This is a genomic window from Acinetobacter sp. 24-47-64, assembly GCF_057737055.1.
On record NZ_CM173215.1, the window covers coordinates 2,727,490 to 2,747,722 of the forward strand.

Annotated in this window: 15 protein-coding genes and 3 pseudogenes; 4 read left to right on the forward strand and 14 right to left on the reverse strand. The window is 40.0% G+C overall.

Features of this window, described 5'->3' with window-relative positions; genetic code table 11:
* The 4 genes from hemH to AC1M85_RS13040 all read right to left on the reverse strand — a co-directional run bounded on the left by hemH (window position 1) and on the right by AC1M85_RS13040 (window position 3,723).
* The gene (hemH, locus tag AC1M85_RS13025) at window positions 1-1,017 is read right to left on the reverse strand and encodes a ferrochelatase (RefSeq protein WP_179999216.1); all 1,017 of its coding nucleotides are present in this window, start codon (window positions 1,015-1,017) and stop codon (window positions 1-3) included.
* A gap of 125 nt (window positions 1,018-1,142) precedes the next feature.
* The gene (locus AC1M85_RS13030; protein WP_488213205.1) at window positions 1,143-2,105 is read right to left on the reverse strand and encodes a DUF4062 domain-containing protein; all 963 of its coding nucleotides are present in this window, start codon (window positions 2,103-2,105) and stop codon (window positions 1,143-1,145) included.
* Between the two features lie 72 nt (window positions 2,106-2,177).
* Window positions 2,178-3,062, reverse strand: coding sequence for a glutamate racemase (gene murI / locus AC1M85_RS13035; protein WP_488213206.1), 885 nt, complete (start codon window positions 3,060-3,062; stop codon window positions 2,178-2,180).
* A gap of 49 nt (window positions 3,063-3,111) precedes the next feature.
* Entirely contained in the window at window positions 3,112-3,723 is a 612-nt protein-coding gene (locus tag AC1M85_RS13040) for a DUF1285 domain-containing protein (protein WP_092768147.1), read from the reverse strand.
* Window positions 3,724-3,906: 183 nt separating this feature from the next.
* Here AC1M85_RS13040 and AC1M85_RS13045 point away from each other — a divergent pair, with 183 nt between their 5' ends.
* Window positions 3,907-5,619: an electron transfer flavoprotein-ubiquinone oxidoreductase gene (locus AC1M85_RS13045; protein ID WP_481592064.1), complete on the forward strand. Its 1,713-nt coding sequence runs from the start codon at window positions 3,907-3,909 to the stop codon at window positions 5,617-5,619.
* 289 nt (window positions 5,620-5,908) lie between these two features.
* On the opposite strand, the pseudogene AC1M85_RS13050 reads toward AC1M85_RS13045, so the two are convergent.
* The 7 genes and pseudogenes from AC1M85_RS13050 to tusA form a co-directional block, all read right to left on the reverse strand.
* Window positions 5,909-6,773: pseudogene (locus AC1M85_RS13050) on the reverse strand (PoNe immunity protein domain-containing protein); the annotation flags it as partial.
* A 28-nt stretch (window positions 6,774-6,801) separates the two neighbouring features.
* Window positions 6,802-7,221, reverse strand: a pseudogene (locus AC1M85_RS13055) (hypothetical protein); the annotation flags it as partial.
* Between the two features lie 71 nt (window positions 7,222-7,292).
* Window positions 7,293-7,411, reverse strand: a pseudogene (locus AC1M85_RS13060) (IS5/IS1182 family transposase); the annotation flags it as partial.
* A gap of 192 nt (window positions 7,412-7,603) precedes the next feature.
* Window positions 7,604-8,392: a hypothetical protein gene (locus AC1M85_RS13065; RefSeq protein WP_488213207.1), complete on the reverse strand. Its 789-nt coding sequence runs from the start codon at window positions 8,390-8,392 to the stop codon at window positions 7,604-7,606.
* A 118-nt stretch (window positions 8,393-8,510) separates the two neighbouring features.
* Window positions 8,511-9,635, reverse strand: coding sequence for a DUF2515 family protein (locus tag AC1M85_RS13070; protein ID WP_488213208.1), 1,125 nt, complete (start codon window positions 9,633-9,635; stop codon window positions 8,511-8,513).
* Window positions 9,635-12,445 carry a type VI secretion system Vgr family protein gene (locus AC1M85_RS13075; protein WP_488213209.1) on the reverse strand — a complete coding sequence of 937 codons (2,811 nt, stop codon included), beginning with the start codon at window positions 12,443-12,445 and terminating at the stop codon, window positions 9,635-9,637. The genes AC1M85_RS13070 and AC1M85_RS13075 overlap by 1 nt, the downstream gene beginning before the upstream one ends.
* 107 nt (window positions 12,446-12,552) lie before the next feature.
* Entirely contained in the window at window positions 12,553-12,810 is a 258-nt protein-coding gene (gene tusA / locus AC1M85_RS13080) for a sulfurtransferase TusA (RefSeq protein WP_035264077.1), read from the reverse strand.
* A gap of 200 nt (window positions 12,811-13,010) precedes the next feature.
* Here tusA and AC1M85_RS13085 point away from each other — a divergent pair, with 200 nt between their 5' ends.
* Window positions 13,011-13,850, forward strand: coding sequence for a CorC family transporter (locus AC1M85_RS13085; RefSeq protein ID WP_035264074.1), 840 nt, complete (start codon window positions 13,011-13,013; stop codon window positions 13,848-13,850).
* Window positions 13,847-15,406 carry an apolipoprotein N-acyltransferase gene (gene lnt, locus AC1M85_RS13090; protein WP_488213210.1) on the forward strand — a complete coding sequence of 520 codons (1,560 nt, stop codon included), beginning with the start codon at window positions 13,847-13,849 and terminating at the stop codon, window positions 15,404-15,406. The genes AC1M85_RS13085 and lnt overlap by 4 nt, the downstream gene beginning before the upstream one ends.
* Before the next feature lie 63 nt (window positions 15,407-15,469).
* Here lnt and AC1M85_RS13095 read toward each other — a convergent pair whose 3' ends face one another.
* From AC1M85_RS13095 to gspF, 3 genes are all read right to left on the reverse strand, one after another.
* A complete protein-coding gene (locus tag AC1M85_RS13095) occupies window positions 15,470-15,802 on the reverse strand; it encodes a hypothetical protein (RefSeq protein ID WP_488213211.1) in 333 nt (110 codons plus the stop codon).
* Window positions 15,803-16,083: 281 nt separating this feature from the next.
* Window positions 16,084-16,521 (reverse strand): type II secretion system major pseudopilin GspG, encoded by a 438-nt coding sequence (gene gspG, locus AC1M85_RS13100; protein WP_092767409.1) that lies wholly within the window; start codon window positions 16,519-16,521, stop codon window positions 16,084-16,086.
* A gap of 46 nt (window positions 16,522-16,567) precedes the next feature.
* The gene (gene gspF / locus AC1M85_RS13105; protein WP_179998831.1) at window positions 16,568-17,773 is read right to left on the reverse strand and encodes a type II secretion system inner membrane protein GspF; all 1,206 of its coding nucleotides are present in this window, start codon (window positions 17,771-17,773) and stop codon (window positions 16,568-16,570) included.
* Window positions 17,774-17,925: 152 nt separating this feature from the next.
* Here gspF and AC1M85_RS13110 point away from each other — a divergent pair, with 152 nt between their 5' ends.
* Window positions 17,926-20,148 carry a primosomal protein N' gene (locus AC1M85_RS13110; RefSeq protein WP_481589131.1) on the forward strand — a complete coding sequence of 741 codons (2,223 nt, stop codon included), beginning with the start codon at window positions 17,926-17,928 and terminating at the stop codon, window positions 20,146-20,148.
* Window positions 20,149-20,233: the final 85 nt, after the last annotated feature.

Below are 20,233 nucleotides of genomic sequence, written 5' to 3' on the forward strand. Positions count from 1 at the left end.
TTATGCAGAATGTTGAAGGGTAATCTTGAGTGCATCCAGTTGAGCTTCTACTAAATCGACCAACAAATCAATATGTGCTGCATCAGTGTTTAACGCTGGAATATAGGCATAATCTTTCCCGCCAGCCGTTTTAAAGGTTTCGGCATTTTCCACAGCCAACTCTTCTAAAGTCTCTAAGCAATCTGCTGAAAAAGCAGGGCTGAGAACATGGACAGATTGAACTCCTTGTTGTCCCCATTCAGTCAGCAACGCATCTGTATATGGCTTGACCCACTCTTGTTTACCGAATCGTGATTGGAAACTGATAGCCCATTCATCGTCACGTAATCCCAGAGCCTCTGCGACTTTTTTCGCTGTAACTCTACAACGGTCGGCATATGGATCACCTTTATCTGCATAAGGCTGAGGAATCCCATGGAAAGACATTAATAATTTTTCCGCTTTACCGTGTTGCGCTTGAAAAACCTGAACACTCTTTGCCAAAGCCTGAATAAATTTTGGATGTTGATAATAATCGCGTATTAAACTTAAGCCAGGTAAATTTCTCTGCGTTAAAACCCATTTCGCCAATGCATCATACAAAGGTGCTGTAGATGTCGCTGAATATTGAGGAAAAAGTGGAAATAAAATGACGTGATCTTGCGGTGTCTGAGAAAGTTTTTTTAGAACCTCATGAATACTAGGATGACCATAAGTCATTGCAGGAACGACCTGAACATCAAAATCTGGGTAATCTTGAATAACTTTTTGACGGATTAAATCTGTTTGCTTCAACAGAATTTCACGCATAGGTGAATCTTCATTCCACACCTGCGCATATGCTTCAGAAACATGCTTTGGTCGAAATGGTAAAACAAAACAATGCAAGATAATTTTCCACAAGAAAGATGGAATTTCTATCACACGCTGATCAGATAAAAACTGTTTTAGAAAAGTTCGTACCGCAGGCACTGTCGGGGCATCTGGTGTTCCCAAGTTGGCAATAATTACGGTGATTTTCGGCTTTAACTCAGACATCTGATCCACATCAATTCACTGTTTAATTGAGAAATACTTTATCAGAGTCTAAGTAAATTCGGCGTGATTTTATGATTGCTTTTTAAAATGTGAATGACAGAGAAAAACTATCATATGAATTTGATCTATTTATTCATACATTTCCATAACATCCGCTGACGATCATCTCGTCCTACAGGAACGATCCATTCATTATTACGCATTTGTTGCTTGATGGTATGCAATGCACGTACATTAATCTGTGCTCTAGATACCATATGTGCCTTAGGAAGTTGCAATTGAGCATCAACCAGCCCCGTATCAGTTAAATACTGATTCAACACTTTAGAATAAAAATCCTCTGGTGTTGCTTGGGAAAATTGAGACTCAAGAACAGCATAAATTTCATGCCATCGCATGGATCGTATACAAATAATTTCTTTAAAATGACTATCAACATAAGCATGCATACGATAATCAAAACTGAATTGATCATCCCATTCTATTCTAGGCAAAGATAGAAAAGGATCGACTTCAGATTTGGCTTGTTCCATTTTTGCTTGTGCCAGCTGAGCTCTTAATCGATCAATCTCATCTTGTTTTGCTTGAATGCTTTGTGGTCTTACCCAACCCAAAACAGGGTAACGCTCAAGCATTTGAGGCATATGAGACCTGAGTGCAAGCTCTAATTCACGAGCACTTTTAAAACATACGACCTGATCAACTTCTTGAATGATCTGTTGACGGAAATTTTGAAAGCGCTGTTGAAGATCCACTTCATGCTCTCGTAAATGCTCCTCACGCGATTCTGGCTGTTCATGCATAAATACAATAATGGGCTTTTGCTTCGTCACTGCATAGATATATTCCAAGTGCATGTAACTAATACCAGAGACAGATTGCTCGCCATACTGGCTTCCTAAAAGCAGAAGTACATAATCACAATCATCAATTTGACGGCGTGCAAAAGCGGTTGTTACAGGTGTTCTTTGTTCTAAACCCCATGAAAAAAAACCCATACCGATCAGCGTTTGAGACACAACCATACGCTCTGGCTGCATCTCTTTACCAGAAGTTGTAATAAACACTTGGTAACGCTTATCTAGCATGCCTTAATCCAATCCTGCATCTAGGTAAAAATGCCCTATTCATAAGGCTTAAAATGTATAGCTTGATATTGATCATTCTTCTTCGAATGTATCAGTTAAATTTTCAATTGACCATAGTATTTCATGCCCGATCATATTTTGAAGTACAGGCTGAAGTTCAAGCGCATTTCCGCCACTGACGACACAACGCAACTGCACTGATTTGTCATATGGTTGAGTAGCATTGAATTTATTTTTGATAAGGACTCTTGCTGTTTGGCGTGCAACAGCAAATCCAGAATCAACCAAAGTCAGTCGCTCTGCATAAAGATGCTCAATTGCAGATTTTAAAAATGGATAATGCGTACAACCCAACACCAAATAATCGGCTTGATCTTGCATGACGGGATCAAGTATCCGTTGTAATGTTGCAATACAGGCTTGCGAATTTTGTTGCCCAGCTTCCACGAAAGGAACCAAATCCAAACTGGTGACTTGATGAACTTTAACACCTAAAGGATCTGCAAAATTCTGCATTACATCCTTGATTAACTGACCTCTAAAAGTCGCTGGAGTCGCCAATACAGCCACCACTTTAGACTGTGTCTGTAAAACTGCAGGTTTTAACGCAGGAACCAATCCAATAATTGGAAATCGCTCACCATAATGCGCCCTTAAGTAATCCAGACTAAAAGCTGAGGCCGTATTACACGCAACAACCGCAACTTTACATCCTTGACGATACAACCACTCAATTGCATGTGCTGTGAGCTGACGAATATCTTGATCTTCGCGCGGACCATAAGGGACATGAGCTGTATCTGCATAGTAAAGGATATGCTCATTGGGTAAATATTTTGCTATTTCCAATGCAACTGATAAACCACCAATACCCGAGTCGAAAATCCCAATAGGGGCATGTTCAAGTGCATGAGGCATAGGCTCATTAGAGCTCGGTTGGGGTAAAATTGCAGACATCTCAACGACTACTTTTATAATGCTTAAATGAATGGGCTAAGCTTAAACCTCAAGTCCCTAATTGCAATAGCAGATTACCACTTTTTAAATTCAAAACTGATTCACCTTGCTCATTTTCGCTCAACTCCCCCATTTCAACTAAATGAAAAAAAGCTGAACGTTGTATCAATGCGTTGATGCCAAAGCGCACATGCACATAAGGACGCATCTCTCCTTGAAAATCACGCATAAAGATCGGATGATCTTGATCCACAATAATGAGATCTTGAGTGGTCGTTGTTAGCTGTAGATAGGAAAGCCCTTGAATCTCGACTTGATCTACCTGATTGACCAATAAAGGTTCATCTTCGACTTCAATTTCGATTTGCTCAACGGGTGTTTTTAAGTAAAATTTGTTGTCTTCTTTCCACAGTACTGTCGAGAATAGGTCAATGAGGCTTTGTCTTTTAATCAATTGACCTTCGTGCCACCATTCACCATTCGCTTTTACTTTCAAATCCATTGAGCCACAATGCTTTGGGTTCCATTGTTCAAGAGGTGGGATTGACCTTTTGTGACTTGACTGTGCATCTTTTAGATATTGTACGATATTGATTAAGTTTTTATCATCAGGTACAAGTGAATCAGGCTGTGCTGTTATAGAATCATTTTGTTTTACCATGGTTTATGCCCTGCTGACGGAAAATAAAGCGACTCAGCCAATTGGCTTGATCAAGGTTTGAACCTATACTAGCGCAAAATATATAAAAGGTACGAGAGCAAAATTGTACCTGCAACTAAGAACACTCATGGCAGCACCGTCGGAATTATCGGTTGCCACCCTTTACTTTATGAGGAGTCCTTTATGGAACACATCGAACGTGAATCGATGGAGTTTGACGTTGTAATCGTTGGAGCGGGCCCTGCGGGTCTTTCAGCTGCGATCAAAATCCGTCAACTTGCAATTGAAAACAACCTCAACGATTTATCTGTATGTGTCGTTGAAAAAGGCTCTGAAGTAGGTGCGCATATTCTTTCTGGTGCAGTGCTTGAACCACGCGCTATTAATGAATTGTTCCCAAATTGGAAAGAAGAAGGTGCACCTTTAAACGTACCTGTTACAGAAGATGAAACATACTTCCTTCTTTCAGATCAAAAATCTCAAAAAATGCCTCATGCTTTTGTGCCTAAAACAATGCACAACGACGGCAACTATGTTATCTCTCTGGGTAACGTCGTACGCTGGTTAGGACAAAAAGCTGAAGAGCTTGAAGTATCCATTTTCCCGGGCTTCGCAGCAGCGGAAATTCTGTATCATGCTGATGGTACTGTAAAAGGTATCCAAACAGGTGATATGGGTATTGGTAAAGATGGTGAGCCAACACATAACTTTACCCCAGGCTATGAGCTCCATGCGAAATACACGTTATTCGCTGAAGGCTGCCGTGGTCATTTAGGTAAACGCCTAATAGCTCAATTCGGCTTAGATAAAGACGCTGATCCTCAACATTACGGTATCGGTATTAAAGAACTTTGGGAAATCGATCCAGCGAAGCACAAACCAGGTAAAGTCATGCACGGTGCGGGTTGGCCTTTAACTGAAACTGGTTCATCTGGTGGTTGGTGGTTATATCACGCTGAAAATAACCAAGTATCATTGGGTATGATTGTCGACTTATCTTACCAAAACCCTCATATGTATCCATTCATGGAAATGCAACGTTGGAAAACACATCCATTAATTAAAGATGTATTGGAAGGCGGTAAACGTATTTCTTACGGTGCACGTGCAGTAGTTAAAGGTGGTTTTAACTCTCTTCCTAAATTCACCTTCCCAGGTGGAAGCTTAATTGGTGATGATGCTGGCTTCTTGAACTTTGCAAAAATTAAAGGTTCACACACTGCTATGAAATCAGGCATGTTATGTGGTGAAGCTGTATTTGAAGCAATTAAAGCTGGTGTAGAAAAAGGCGGCGACCTTGCAATTGCTCGTGTAACTGAAGGCGAAGATTTCTTTGCTAAAGAGTTAACGTCATATACAGAGAAATTTAACAACAGTTGGTTAAAAGAAGAGTTATATAATGCTCGTAACTTTGGCCCTGCAATGCATAAGTTTGGTACATTCTTCGGTGGCGCATTCAACTTTATCGATCAAAATGTATTTAAAGTTCCGTTCACTTTACGTGATTTGACACCTGACTACAGTGCTTTAAAAACTGTTGATGCTGTGAACTTCAAACCAAACTATCCAAAACCAGATGGTAAGCTTACATTTGACCGTTTATCTTCAGTATTTGTTTCAAATACAGTACACGAAGAAAACCAGCCAGCGCATTTAAAATTAACTGATCCATCAATTCCAGTAAACGTTAACCTTCCTCAATGGGATGAGCCTGCTCAGCGCTACTGCCCTGCTGGTGTATACGAAATCATGGAAAATGATGATGGTTCTAAGCGTTTCCAAATTAATGCTGCGAACTGTGTTCACTGTAAGACTTGTGATATTAAAGATCCGTCACAAAATATTACTTGGGTTGTACCTGAGGGTGCGGGTGGTCCGAACTATCCGAATATGTAATCTCGTTTGAGATCAAAAAACCCGCGAAAGCGGGTTTTTTATTAAACTTCGATAAATACGAAAGTTTCCCCTTGAGCGATATAGTTTTATTCTTCTCCATCAAAATACCAATATACTTGACCCCAATCTTGTTCTAAAAACGTTGGTAAAATCTCACCTTTATTAAATTGCAGACGTTGATTTGGATGAGCAGGTGTCGTTCAATAACCTGTTTTTGGACATTTATCCCCACCTTTGATTTTGATTTTTTCTACCGAATCTTGTGCTTATACTTTTTCTGATTGTGCTTTAGAAAAATCAACTAAATCTTTCGGATAAAATTGATGCTCTCGATAAATTGTGTCATCAATATTTAGTAGCCAAGTGACAGCTGCGGCTTCCCATGACCAATAACCAAAATAACTGATACCTGATCTAATATCAGCTTGTGGATGTTGATTATAATAAGGTTCATGATGACTTGTTTCATACCAATCTTCTAGGTATCGTAGCATTATTGCTGATCGGTTTTCGGGGGTTGCATCAAAAATTTTAAGGAGTCTACGATATGGAAAATGTCTACGAGCATATTTCGGTGGAGTACCACGATCTTCCACAAACGGTGCAACCAATCGCTCGATTAAGCCATCTTTTTCTTGTCCTTCAGGCGTTGCTTCGGTGTAGTCGATAATCGGCATAATCCGATTCATTTGATCTGCATAGCCTGTCAGTAAACCAAAGCATATCAATCGTAAAGCAATATACCAATAATCTTCAGTTCCCAAGGAAATATGCCAGACATAACGGCCACCTGCATCAGGGCTTAAATTATAAAGATGACTCGTTTCAGCATATTCTTCTGTCCAATGAAGAAGATACGGGTAAAGTTCTTTTATAAAATTTAAATCACCACCTGCTGAATATTGTAAGGACATCAAATCTAATGCATCAATAATCCGTCTTCTTCCAGAAGCAATATATCCACCAAATTTAGAATCATTTTTATAATGGCTAAATCCATCAACAACTGTATATAACCCATTAACAAATGTATCAAATCTTCTGTGATACATTTCTTGCTCAAGCAAATTATCTCTAAATAAACTTGTATCTTTTACTTCTAAACTTAACCATTTTTGCCAATCTATTTCTTGATCATCTACTTGTGTTGACATACTTTCATCTCTCCAACATCTCTTTTGGTTAAACAAATTCTAATTTTATTCCGTGTGCCGTCACTGTCCGTGTACACTTAGGTTTATTTAAGCCTTTACATTTTTCATGATGATCGAATTTATCACCAGTAATAGTGACCAAACTTCGATCATATGGGCATCGAATTGCGATGGTTTTACCTAGTTTTCTTTCTGTGGATGGTTTGAATTTAACTCGTCGCCAATCTTCTATTTTATCCAATAAATTGTCATGTTTTGATACTATTTTGGCTGAATCTATTTTACTAGCAATCCATAAATGCGGCATCTGCACACCATCACTCACCGTTGTACCGACTGAACGCTTAACCTTATCATCTTGGTGTGATGCCATATAAACATCGAGACCCATTTTCAATGCCATCATGGCTGCTTTAGGCGTCATCAGTGTTCGATGACTCAGAGCATTCTGTCAGCTTATCTCTATTTGATGCAATGCATCTTGGTTTCCACCAAACTGCGACGGTGATAACCCAACCATTATTTCCATATGGTTCTGCCTAAACCTAAACAGTGAATTATTAGAAGTAACTCATTACGCTCTAGGAACTCAGTTTTATCTTTCCAAGGTTTGTATTTTTTCTTAGCGGAACTACTGCAGTAATTTTGTGCACCATTGAGTCTGAAGATCGAAACAAATCGAAATATTTCCACGATTAATTAAAACTTTTTATTGTAATTAGGCCAGTTGGATGTCGAATAGATTTTAGGTGTGGGCTTACTCGTCTCACAATTATATTGCTAAATGAAACCTAACAAACAACTTTCTAAAACAAAGCCCACCAAATATCCTATTTCATATATTGCCAAACATCAGGGTCTACATAGCTGTCATCAATATGATAGCCTTCCAGTTTAATTTTTTCTTCCTTAAATTTACGATCTTTTTCATTGTCTCTTCTTTCATCTAAAAAGGCTTGTTTTAACTGTTCTGCTGTCATTTCATCTGAGTTAGAAATAGCATTAAAACCACTATATCTAAAGTGTTCAAAACCATATCTAACAACATATTGTTCTTTTTCATCGTCTTTATGAGTTCTAGAAAGAGATATCCCCAAATTAATATTACTATTATATAAATTAAAATACATATGGCCATTAGTCATATTCATCATTTCTTGCCACTCTTTAAAACTTAAAATATAGCTAGGGTCAATAACCGCTCCCATGTTTTGACTCATATATTTTAAATTATCTTGTTTATCTATACGTTCCGAATAAGGTAAAAAATACTGCTTCCAGTTTTTCTCACTCATTTGCTTCATAAGTTTTACATAAGCCTGATATGCATCTTCTCTAGTCGTATATTCATTAGCATGTAAACTAGCGGTTACATCCATAATCAAAACACCATCATTGCCCATTCGTGCAATTTGCGTCCCCATTACACTAATAACATTATCAATTTCAAAATTACTTTGTTCAGTTACAATTTTAACCTGTCCCAGTTTGGGCGGTCTCCAATCTAGTGACAAAAAATTCATCCCCGCAGGTTGGCGGTCTATTGGCGCATTACTATATTGAATAAAATCTTTTAATCCTTGCTGTCCAAAATGTAAAATAGCACTTTGTGGTGGCATGATTTCATTTCCTTTACTTTTCGTATTTGGAGTACAAGCCAATAATAGGCAACATATCGAAAATCCAAAAATTAAACTCAGATAATTTTTCATATTGAAACTTTTGTTAAAAAAATCGTTATTTTTTCCCTTCATTACTACTTGGATGTATTCCAAAGAGAAAGTTTGCTTTGCTCTGACTCCACCCCGTTATTGTTTTTAATTCCTGATGTAAAAAGGCACGCCCTTTATCATCCAACATTAAACGGTGATACTTTTCAGCGGCTTTTTTAATCCAAATCATACGACTATCGTAATTCTCCGCCTTTGTATCACTAAAAGGTGAAATATAAACTTCTTCAGGCAGTTCGCTAGCTCGCTTAGCCTTATCACTACTAGAGAACCAGCCCTCTTTAACTTCATCCACATCATAATCACTTGATAAAACTAAGGTTGCATCTGGCATAGCCCAGCCCATATACCAGCTTCTTTGTTTCTCTGCTCCCCATTGCGCAGAAGCCTTATTCCAAACAACCGTTTGCAAGATATTAAATTGCTCTTGAACTGCAATAAAAATTAAGTGATCAAATAAATATCTCTTAGCTGCATTGTATTTTCCCTTTTCTGTTCTTTCTCCCAAAAAGATTTTTTCTATTTGAGGTAACAAAGCAAAGGCATCTTTGATTTGTTCTGTACTTCCTAAGTATTTAATCTCTGGCAAACAACTTGACCATGGTAGACTCATGACTTCTTTTTTTATATGAGTAAATTTTGAAATATTTCTTTGGGTTCTACAACTATCAAATGTTTTTGATGAAGCACTCCAAGCATAATGCCAAGGGGCAATATCCATAAATAGCCACAAATTCCCTAATGCAAAAAGATCGATTGGTTCTTTTATAGTATTTACAATAATAGGAGCAGAATAACCGGTCTGACTTCCCCAATGATCAAAAACATTAGCAACTGTTTTAGATGCAAATGCACCCAAACCCATCCAGTAATAACGACCTTTTAAATTTACATTACCATTTATCTCTTTTTCTAAGAAAATTTTAGCGTATGCTGCCGCTATTCTTCTTGCTCGTGCTTCATAACCTTCTTCAAGTCTATATAAGTTTTGTTTAGCATCTTTTAAATTTGAAAGACGCTGCATCGCTACTTGCTGATATACTTCCCAAAAAGTCAAACAATCACACTGTGCTATTTTGCAACTATTTTCAGTCGTATTGGTATTACTTTTCCAGTCTAGATCACCTCCCATTATTCCACATCTCCTTCGCTCTCAACTACCTCTAAAGTCATCCAGTTTAAATTCAATGTTAAACCTTCTTCGCCTTTGGTATTAATACGTTTAGATTTACCTTTATTATCCGCTTGTGCAATAAATTCTTGATCACTCGTAGACACCTTATAGTCAATAAACTTCATAGGCTCACCCGACGGCAAAAGGATTTGGAATTTTTCATTATATATTTCATATGCAGGTAGTCCTTGCATATTAACTCCAACGTCTGCTCCCCCCACAAATTGATGCTGCCCTGCCTTCACCTCAAACTTGCTTGCAGTCGTAGGAAAAATCCCCGAAGCATTTATTTTTAGTTGCGAACCGCCTGCGGTCAGTACAATTTCTTTCGCACTGGTGATGTCGACATTTGCCTCCGTGGAAATAATCTGCACCCCCTTTCTTGCAATCAGATCAGCACCATCTCCTTGGGCTTGAATCTCGATCTTGCCTTTGCCTGCATACAGTCGTGCCCCTTCTTGCGCGGCAAATAAACTGATCTTTTTGCTGGCATGTCCGATGATGCTGTCTTGGGTGCTGGTGTTGATGCTTCCTTGTGCAATTTGGTTGATCTGTCCATCTGCACTGAGGTGGATGTCTTCGTTACTTTCTAGGGCAATTGAACTTGGTGAAGCCAAGAGCATGATCGCTTGTTTGAAAGCTGCGGCTTTGCTTTGGTCTTCACTCTCTAAGTTCTTGAGGTAGCCTTGTAGGTTTTCGAGTAAGCTCAGTGGATCAGTTTGTTGATTTTTTGCCACTTCACTCAAAGCTTTGGCGTTGTTTAAGCTACTTTCGAGTTGTTGTTTGGCTTCGCTTGCATCGAGATGGTTTGCTTTGGCTTGTTCTTGTTTGTAGGTGGAGATGAGTATGCCTTCGCCTGCTCGTACTGCACCCCATTGGTCAGTTCTAAGTTCGAAACCTTCGCCTCGTCCTTCACTTTCTGCGGTTTCTTTGGGATGACTGAGATTCCCTAGGTTGAGTTGGCTCGCCCCGTGGGTGTTTTGCAGTTGGGTGGAGATTTGTCCTGTGGTGTCATCAAAGCGGAGTTGTCCATAGCCTTCGCCTTGGACTTCTTTACTTTTAATCCCTGCGAGTTTTTTGGTGTCCGGCAGTTGGCCTTGACTGTCGAATCGGGTTGGGCTGCGTTGGGCTTCATGTAGGCGGCCCACCACAAAGGGACGGTCGATGTTGCCGTCAAAGAAGTCGATAACTACGATTTCATTGATTCGAGGAAGGAAGCGTGCGCCATAGCCTTCGCCTGCCCATGGGGTCAGTACATCAACCCAAGCTGAATCGGTGTCGTTGTTGTTACTGCCTGCACCACCATCAAATTGGTGGTCTTCTGCTCGGGTAAACAGGAAGCGTACTTTGATACGTCCCCATTCATCGACATGGATTTCTTCTCCTGCAGGCCCCACCACTTTGGCGCGTTGCGGATGGGTGCTAGGTCGATGTTGTAGTGGGTTGTATTCGGGTACGGTTTTGATGTTGCGTCGTTGTAGGATAAGTTCGCTGGCTTGGCGTTCTTGGTCCGTGTGGGTTGCTTGGTTGGTGTTTGTCTTGTGTTTTGGCGTCCATTGGCTGCGTTGTAGCAGTTGTTGGACTTGTTGGTCTAAGTCTTTGGGTAGGTTGTTTTGGTTGTAGTAGCGTTTGCCTACAATGAGGAATTCTTGGTCAGCTCCGCTGTGTTGTTCAATTTCTGGATGGCCATCGAGTTTGAACCAGTAGCCGACCTGGCTGTCTCTGACGCTGGCTTTGGCGATGAATTGTTTGCTTTGTCCAGCATAGTAGTCGCTGAGGTGTTGGTTGAGTTTTTCGACTTGGCTGTTGCCTGAGGCGGTGGCTTGATCTTCACCTTTGAGGTCTTGGATCCATGCAGGGCTGATGTGCCATGCTTGTTCGAGGCCTAGGCTGGCATTGTCTTGGTGGTCACTGTGTTGGTGTTTGCTTTGGACTGAGCCTGCGCCTTCTTCTTGTTCGAGGGCTGTGGCTTGCCAGCGTTGTAGGTGGACTGCGGTGGGTTGTAGGCTGCGTTGTCCGATAAAGCTGGTGATGCTATCAAATTGTTCTGTCGCATCACTACGATGATAGCGGATGTTGCGTCGGTTAAGGGCTTGGTATTGGCTGTTGTCGTCAATCAGGCGGAGCTTTTGTGCTTCGATCGGGCTGTTGTTGCTCGGTACAATCGGTTGGGCTTCATCAATGAGCCAGTTAATGCCTTCACTGCGTAGTAAGCGAGTCAGAAAGTCGTAGTCGCTTTCGTTGCTTTGCATGATGAAGGGGCGGATGTCGTATTGTTGTTGCAGCCCACTGTGGTCTAGGCTGAGGCTAGAGGCAAAGAGTGGGCTTTTGTTTTGCCATTCTTCAAAGAGGATTTCCACCACTTCGACCACGGATTTATTCATAAATACGCGGCTGTTGCGGCGTTTGTGCCAAAGTGAAGTTGCATCGTTAAGCCTGAGTTTGTAGAGGGTCAGTGCCCCATCGCTTTGTCCTTGTGAAGCTTCGGTGATGATGCCGGTGGTTCTAAACAGGGTTCCTTGATCGGTGACTTGATCGACGGCAACTTGTGTGCCGATGAATTGTTTGAGTGGAATTAAGGCATTGGTGGAGAGACAGATGAGTTCTGCTTGCACGCCTTCGTTAAGGACATGGCTGCCATCGATGCGTTGTAGGAAGACTTGGCTATTCAGTTGTGAATGACTGAATTGGATGTGGAGGGCTCTGTTTTGGGCGGTTAGGCCGAGCTGTTCAATCGCACGCTGAATATTATTGATGAAATTCTTCATGTCAAAATGAGTTAATCATTATTATTTAGATATTCTTAACCCAAATTGTACACGAAAAAATCAATTTTAAACGATATGAATTGTTTCAATCGTTAATTCACGACGGGCTAACCTTTTTTTACCAAATAATGAAATTCTTTGTTCCCATTGTCATCTAAACGTTCTTCTTGCAATAGCAATTCATGACCAAGATGCATACAGAATTTAGGAATATCCCAAGAAGTTGAATTATCTGTTGCAAATACTTCCACCACATCACCAGACTTAGATTTACGAATGGCTTGATGTAACATCATCACCGGTTCTGGACAACGTAAACCACGAGTATTCAACTGGATTTGAGGTTGAACTTGAGAATCAGACATTCAATATCGCCCTAAAAAGATTGGGCGATTATTTTATCATAATTCAATCTTTTCACTCCCAAATTCAGAAAAAGACTCCAAATACAGTGGTCTATGATCAAATAGATCATTAGGAATCAAAATTTTACCAATAGACAAGCGTATTTTCTTCGGTATGATTAAAACTTATTTTTTCAATTGAAGAGTCTTTAGGAAAGATCATGCAAGAGGAATCAGGTACATCGTGGGGTATGCGTGGCTTACGCAAATGGTTAGGCACAGCCCCAGAAACCCGAGATGAACTGTTAAAAATTGTACAAGATTCACGTCGACTACTCGAACCAGATACAGTAGCGATGCTCGAAGGAATCTTTGACCTTCCAGCGACTAAAATTCGTGAAGTCATGACGCCACGAACTTCAATGGTTAGCTTACAAGAAGATGATGAGTTATTGGATATCCTTGATGTTCTCATCGAGTCAGCGCACTCACGTTTCCCTGTATTTTCAACAGATCAACCTGATAACGTCATTGGTATCCTTTTGGCAAAGGACCTCTTACCTTTCTTAAAAGATCGTGATTCGAAAGTAAATGTACATTCGCTGATGCGCCAACCGATCTTTGTGCCTGAAAGCGCGCGTTCTGATCAAGTGCTCCGAATGCTAAAAAACACTCAAACACATATTGCGATTGTGATTGATGAGTACGGTTCTACTTCGGGTTTAGTGACACTTGAGGATATTCTTGAAGAAATTGTGGGTGAAATTGAAGATGAACATGACAATGTCGATGAAGAAGCCAATTTCATCGTTCCAGATCAAACCAGCGACAGTAGTAACACGTGGTTAGTTCAAGCACTTACACCAATTGAACATTTTAACAATGTTTTAAATGCTGAATTTTCCGATGATGAAGTGGAAACTGTGGGTGGACTATTACTGCAAGAAATTGGTTTAGTCAGCGATCTTCAAGGCCAAGTGATTGAATTGGGAGATTGGGAATTTACCATTGTGGAAGCAGATGTCCGTACTATCCATCTGATTCGAGCTGTGCGTAAATGAGAGCCTATTTTCAAAAATTATTGAGTCCTTCAGAAAAACAAAAATCATTACCTTTCATTTATCCACTCCTTATTGCTTTAACAGCAGGTGCGACTTTTAGTCTCGCACTTGCACCTTTTTATTGGTGGTGGCTGGCAATATTATCGCCAGCATTGCTATATGCCACACTCAGTAAGAGAAATACTAAACAAGCATTCCTCATCGGTTGGACTTACGGTTTTGGTTTATGGTTTGTTGGTGCATTCTGGTTATACACTTCTATCCATGTGTATGGTGATACATCTGCGTTTTTAAGTGTCATCATGATTGCGATTATGGCCTTGGTGATGGGGCTATTTACAGCAATACAAACTTGGATATATCGTCGATTCTTTCCAGAAACACCACTTACTTTTGCCCCTTTATGGGTATTCTTTGAATGGGCAAAAACTTGGGTATTTACTGGTTTCCCTTGGTTATTTGCAGGTTATGCTTTTACCGAGCGCTTCTTAGATAGCTATGCACCTTTATTTGGTGTATTTGCCGTTTCTTTCGTGGTCATTCTCATTGCATCTGCACTTGTTGAACTCCTACGAAAACGCTACTTTTGGGCTATTCCAGTTTCAATTGTATTACTAGGTGCATGGGGCGCATCCTATTTAACTTTTGTTGAAGAAAAAAAATCAGCACCGCTGAGCGTTTCTTTAATCCAAGGTAATATCCCTCAAGATTTAAAGTGGTTAACTGAGTATCAAGTAAAGACACTTGAAATCTATGCACAATTAACACGATCAGAATGGGGACGTGACTTGGTGGTTTGGCCTGAATCATCTATCCCAATGTTTCAATCAGATATCGAACCATTTTTAGATGCAATGGATCAGCAAGCCAAAAGTACCAACACAGCTTGGGTAACAGGCATTCCATATTGGGATTTAAATGAATCTAAGGCATTGGGTTATCCGCGTTATTATAACTCCATGATGGCATCCGGTGATGAAGCTACAGGCTTATATAAAAAACAGCGTCTCGTTCCTTTTGGTGAATATATTCCGCTGTCTGGCCTGTTAAGTTGGGTGTTACCTGCGCTTCAAAATGATCCTTCAATGAGCGGTTTTTCACGTGGTCCGCAGGATCAAGCTCCATTTTCAATTCACAACCACAAATTAGCTGCTGCGATTTGTTATGAGGTTGCCTATCCGAACCTAACCCGACGCAATGCACTAAATAGTGATTTCCTCGTCACCGTTTCAAATGATGCTTGGTTTACTGGTACGGCTGGTCCGTGGCAACATTTACAAATGGTACAAATGCGAGCAAAAGAAAATGGACGCTGGTTTATTCGTGCAACCAATACAGGTGTGACTGCTTTTATCAACCACAAAGGGGAAATCGTCAGCCAAGCCCCAATTGATCAAAAAGCGGTTCTTCGTGGTGATCTACCTGCAATGGAAGGGCAAACTTGGTATACGAGATTCAGTGATTGGCCAATATTGGGATTGTCATTGATTTTATTGGTGATGGGTTGGTTCTTTAGACCACGTGTTGTCGATGTCAGTTTTAAATCTCGTCGATAACACTTGGTTCAAATCAAATATACGTTCTATATCAAAAAAACCGAGCAAATATGCTCGGTTTTTTTAAATTTTTGTTGTGAGGTAAGACAGCATTGCCATCAAACTTAACATGGGAATAGATCGATAAATTTTAATGAGCAGCGCTTCAAATGTTGAAGATATATCAGACAGCATCAAAACAGATGCCTTAAGTGCACTATAAAAACTTAAAATCGTAATCGCACTAAATACACTAATCGCCATAAATCCGATCATGATTTGACTGCTTGCATCTGCATTTGACCAAAGATCAATAAATAGATGACTAATAGGCAATAAGCTCAAAATAAGCAGTGCAGACTTGAGCACAGTCCAATGAAATAAATTGATTTCATCTGACAATATTAATGCTTTCATCATTCCCCCTTATTATCAAGCTAAGCTGTTGGCTCCATTATGCAGGGAAAAATTAAAATAAAAAGCCTAATTTTCTTCATATTTTCTGTTTCTTGTAACCATTAAATATGGGAATAATTCTTATTATGAATCTCAAAAACCAATTATTTATAAAAATTATAATTATCAAAAACTTAACCAGATAAAATCAAATAATAAAGATTATCACTTCACTCAATATTTATTAATTCGATTAAGTGAAGTGATTAATACCATGAATAGTTTTTAATAATGATTGTCATTTATGGTGTGTAAAAGATATCAGCATCATTTCCTTCGCCACCCTGCTTTCCATCTGCACCGAATGAATAAAGATCATATGCACGACCTTCCGAACCGGGAATCACATATTGCAAATCATTATCCCAGCTATCTTTAGGATAACCACCCTTCACATAACCACCAGGTAACCAATTTTTTGCTGAAGCTGGTTGATTGACCAAGGCATCCAAGCCACCATCTTGCATGGATGGATATTGGTTGTTGTCTAATTTGTATTGATCTAATGCACCTGCAACACCTTTCAGCGTAATGATTGTGGTATCAACCTTCGCTTTCTCACCACGACCCATGACATTAGGCACAATCAGTGCTGCAAGCACACCTAAAATCACAATCACCACCATCACTTCGATCAGGGTAAAACCAGATTGTTTTCGCATTTTCATCTTGTTTCGCATGTTTTCACTCGCTATTTCATTCATTATTAGAATTTATTGAATCTATTTAAATCATATTGTTCATGTTGACGATTGGCAACATGACAGCAATCACGATCACCAATACAATCGCAGCCATTAACACCAACATTAGTGGTTCCAACAACGCCAATAATGTTGAGATCAATGTAGTAACCTCTCGATCTTGCATCGTCGAAGCTCTTTCTAACATTCGATCCAACTCACCCGAGGCTTCACCACTTTTGATCATTTGCACCATCATCGGTGGAAAATAACCACAGCGTTCAAGTTGCGTCGCCAAATTTCCACCCTCTGTGACCTTTTCAGCCGCGACATTGACTGCATCTCGAATAACCCAATTGCTACTTACTGCTGCACCAATTTTCAACGCGTCGACCAAAGGAACACCAGATTGCGTTAAGATAGATAAGGTACTTGAAAAACGGGCGGCATTAATACCTCGTGATAGTTTTCCAAATAATGGCAACTTCAATGTGAGGCGATCAAAAGCATAATGTCCTGCGGCAGTCCTTAAAAAACGCACCAATAGAAAGAATCCCAACGCCGATGCAACCAATACAAATGGCCAAGCTTGACGTATAAAATCACTGGCTTTCATTAAAGCAACCGTAATCCAAGGTAGCGCATCTTTACTTTGGTCAAAAGTTTTAACGATGTCTGGTACCACATAGGTCATGAGTCCCATTACGATACCGAAAGACATCAACATCAAAATAATAGGATAAATCATTGCACCTTGAATCTTCTTTTGCATCGCAAAGCGATTTTCAGTGTAATCAGCCAATTGATCGAGAATAAGATCTAAGTGTCCTGATCGTTCACCAGCAGCAATCGTTGCAATATAAAGTTCAGGGAATCTGCCAGATTGTTGCATCCCTTGAGCCAAGGAATGACCTTCTAAAACCTTTGATCTTACAGATAACATCAAATTTTGCACGTGAGCTTTTTCGCTTTGTTTGGCAACTGCTCTTAATGCTTCCTCAAGTGGGATCCCCGCAGCAACTAATACGGATAATTGGCGAGTCATCAAAGCTAAGTCATAAGCTGTAAATTTTTTTTGAAAAATACCACCAGTTCGATGCTTGTCTTTTTGTTCTACAGCATCAACTTGTACTGGAATCCATTGTTTATCCCGAAGCTGTTGTCGAATCTGTCGGGCTGAATCACCTTCTAGCACACCCTTTTGCTGCTTTCCTGAAGCATCGATGGCAGTATATTGATATGCGGGCATGATAATGCTCTAATTTTCCTAATTATGATGTCTTAAGAGTTGCCTTAGACCGTTCTCTTCATTCATATTGATCACTTGCAACAACTTGAACACTCTATCACAAGCATTGGTTATCCACGATAAGTTTTCACCATATTGATTGACGACTATATATGACAAATATTTCAGAATTAAGCCAAATTGTTTATCGAGTGCGCATCGCGGTGCCAGTTTATCTATATGATTGTTTTGATTATGAAGTTTCTGCAGAACAATACCAAACTATACACATAGGTTGCCGTGTTCTTGTTTCGTTTGGTCGTCAAAACTTAGTCGGAATCGTACTTGAAAAGATCGCACCGGAAACGCCATTAGATCCGAAAATCAAACTGAAACCCATCACTGAAATCTTGGATCTGCAACCCATACTCAATGCTACGATCATTCAGCTCGCGCAGTGGTCTGCTCAATATTATCAATTCCCCATTGGGGAAGTCATGCATACCACTTTGCCGACATTTTTAAGGCAGGGTAAACCCTATAATTTATTAGCTCACTCTTGGAAAGTTTTAAATTTAGACGCTGAAAAGAAAGTGGCTCGATCTTTAAAACAACAAGAGGCTTATAAAATATTAAAGTTACATCCGCAAGGGACTGCCGAGACAATACTGAATTTGAGTGGTGTGGAAACAGCAACATTAAAAGCGCTTGAAAAGAAAGAAATCGTCGAATGCAAATTGATTCAGCAGGACTTTAGTCCTGAACCTGTACAGCTGGCTCAAATGCCATTGACTGCAAATGATGATCAAAAAAAAGCAATTCAATCCATTTTAAAAGCACAAAATCGCTATCAAGCATTTTTACTCGATGGTTTAACTGGAAGCGGAAAAACTGAAGTTTATTTGCAAGTCATGCAAGAGGTTTTACAAAAAGGTCAGCAAGTATTGGTACTGGTACCAGAAATTGGCTTAACCCCTCAAACTATCAGTCGATTTCAATCTCGCTTTCACTGCAATATTGTCTTGTTGCATTCCGGACTGAATGACACAAAGCGCCTCCAAGCTTGGCAATATGCTCAAACAGGGAAGGCCTCCATTATTCTTGGTACACGCTCTGCGATTTACACCCCCATGCCAAATTTAGGGCTCATTATCTTAGATGAGGAGCATGACCTGTCATTCAAACAACAAGAAGGTTTTCGCTACCATGCACGTGATGTTGCTCTCTATCGCGCTTATTTAGAGCAATGCCCTATTGTCCTTGGCTCAGCAACACCAAGTATTGACTCATATCATTTGGTGGAGCAAAAAAAATTAACGATTCTGAAACTCGATGAACGTGCCGCAGGTGCAAGCTTACCTAAAATTCATTTAATTGATCTAAAGATTGCTCAAAAACAGCATGGTATAAGCGAACAACTCATTAAAGAAATTCAAAAAAGACTCAATCAAGAAGAACAGGTACTGATCTTTTTAAACAGACGTGGTTATGCACCTGTCCTGATCTGCGAAAGCTGTGGATGGCAAGCCAATTGTCCCCATTGTGATGCACATTTTACGCTTCATAAAAAACCATATGAGCACCTGCATTGCCATCACTGTGGGACAATTAATCGACTGCCTGATCAATGCCCCTCTTGTCAGCAACACACCTTGAAGCCTATTGGAATGGGCACGGCAAAAGTTGAAGAGAATTTACAACTTTTATTTCCAGACTTTCCTGTGGTCAGGGTAGATCGTGATTCCACGAGCCGTGTCGGGAGTTGGCAAAAAATTTACGAGCAAATTCATCAAAGTAAACCGATGATTTTACTTGGTACGCAAATGTTAGCCAAAGGTCATCACTTTCCGTATGTAACCTTAGTTGCAATCTTAGATATTGATAGTGGCCTACTCAGTGTTGATTTCAGAGCAACGGAACGAACAGCCCAATTGATTGTTCAAGTTGCAGGTCGTGCAGGACGAGGTGAAAAAAAAGGTGAGGTTTATCTACAAACTTTACGACCTGATCACCCTCTACTCAACACGCTCATTAATAAAGACTATCGTGCTTTTGCTCGTGAAACACTTCATGATCGTCAAGCTGCTTTACTCCCTCCAATGCGCTATGCAGCATTAATACGTTGTGAATCGCGTAGTCAGGAAGAAAATCTCAATTTTTTAACCAATATGACACAATCGCTCCAACAACATACTGGTGAGCTGATCGAGATTTGGGGTCCAATTCCTGCGCCAATGGAGCGAAAGGCTGGGCGTTATCAGGCACATGTGGTTTTATTGTCATCAGATCGTGCAAAAATGCATTTCTATATACGAGAATGGTGGCCATTCGTGCTTCAACAAAAACCTTCAACGATGAAGCTCAGTATTGATATAGATCCTCAAGAGCTAAGCTAATCATGAATAGAGTTAAATTATCAAAGTCGAAGACCTGAATTAAATTTACACAGCTAAAGCAGACACGATTACAATTTCATCAGTC

Coding starts and splice junctions, on each gene's coding strand:
- hemH (WP_179999216.1), bottom strand. CDS start 1,017: ATGTCTGAGTTAAAGCCGAAAATCACCGTAATTATTGCCAACTTGGGA.
- AC1M85_RS13030 (WP_488213205.1), bottom strand. CDS start 2,105: ATGCTAGATAAGCGTTACCAAGTGTTTATTACAACTTCTGGTAAAGAG.
- murI (WP_488213206.1), bottom strand. CDS start 3,062: ATGTCTGCAATTTTACCCCAACCGAGCTCTAATGAGCCTATGCCTCAT.
- AC1M85_RS13040 (WP_092768147.1), bottom strand. CDS start 3,723: ATGGTAAAACAAAATGATTCTATAACAGCACAGCCTGATTCACTTGTA.
- AC1M85_RS13045 (WP_481592064.1), top strand. CDS start 3,907: ATGGAACACATCGAACGTGAATCGATGGAGTTTGACGTTGTAATCGTT.
- AC1M85_RS13065 (WP_488213207.1), bottom strand. CDS start 8,392: ATGCCACCACAAAGTGCTATTTTACATTTTGGACAGCAAGGATTAAAA.
- AC1M85_RS13070 (WP_488213208.1), bottom strand. CDS start 9,635: ATGGGAGGTGATCTAGACTGGAAAAGTAATACCAATACGACTGAAAAT.
- AC1M85_RS13075 (WP_488213209.1), bottom strand. CDS start 12,445: ATGAAGAATTTCATCAATAATATTCAGCGTGCGATTGAACAGCTCGGC.
- tusA (WP_035264077.1), bottom strand. CDS start 12,810: ATGTCTGATTCTCAAGTTCAACCTCAAATCCAGTTGAATACTCGTGGT.
- AC1M85_RS13085 (WP_035264074.1), top strand. CDS start 13,011: ATGCAAGAGGAATCAGGTACATCGTGGGGTATGCGTGGCTTACGCAAA.
- lnt (WP_488213210.1), top strand. CDS start 13,847: ATGAGAGCCTATTTTCAAAAATTATTGAGTCCTTCAGAAAAACAAAAA.
- AC1M85_RS13095 (WP_488213211.1), bottom strand. CDS start 15,802: ATGAAAGCATTAATATTGTCAGATGAAATCAATTTATTTCATTGGACT.
- gspG (WP_092767409.1), bottom strand. CDS start 16,521: ATGCGAAACAAGATGAAAATGCGAAAACAATCTGGTTTTACCCTGATC.
- gspF (WP_179998831.1), bottom strand. CDS start 17,773: ATGCCCGCATATCAATATACTGCCATCGATGCTTCAGGAAAGCAGCAA.
- AC1M85_RS13110 (WP_481589131.1), top strand. CDS start 17,926: ATGACAAATATTTCAGAATTAAGCCAAATTGTTTATCGAGTGCGCATC.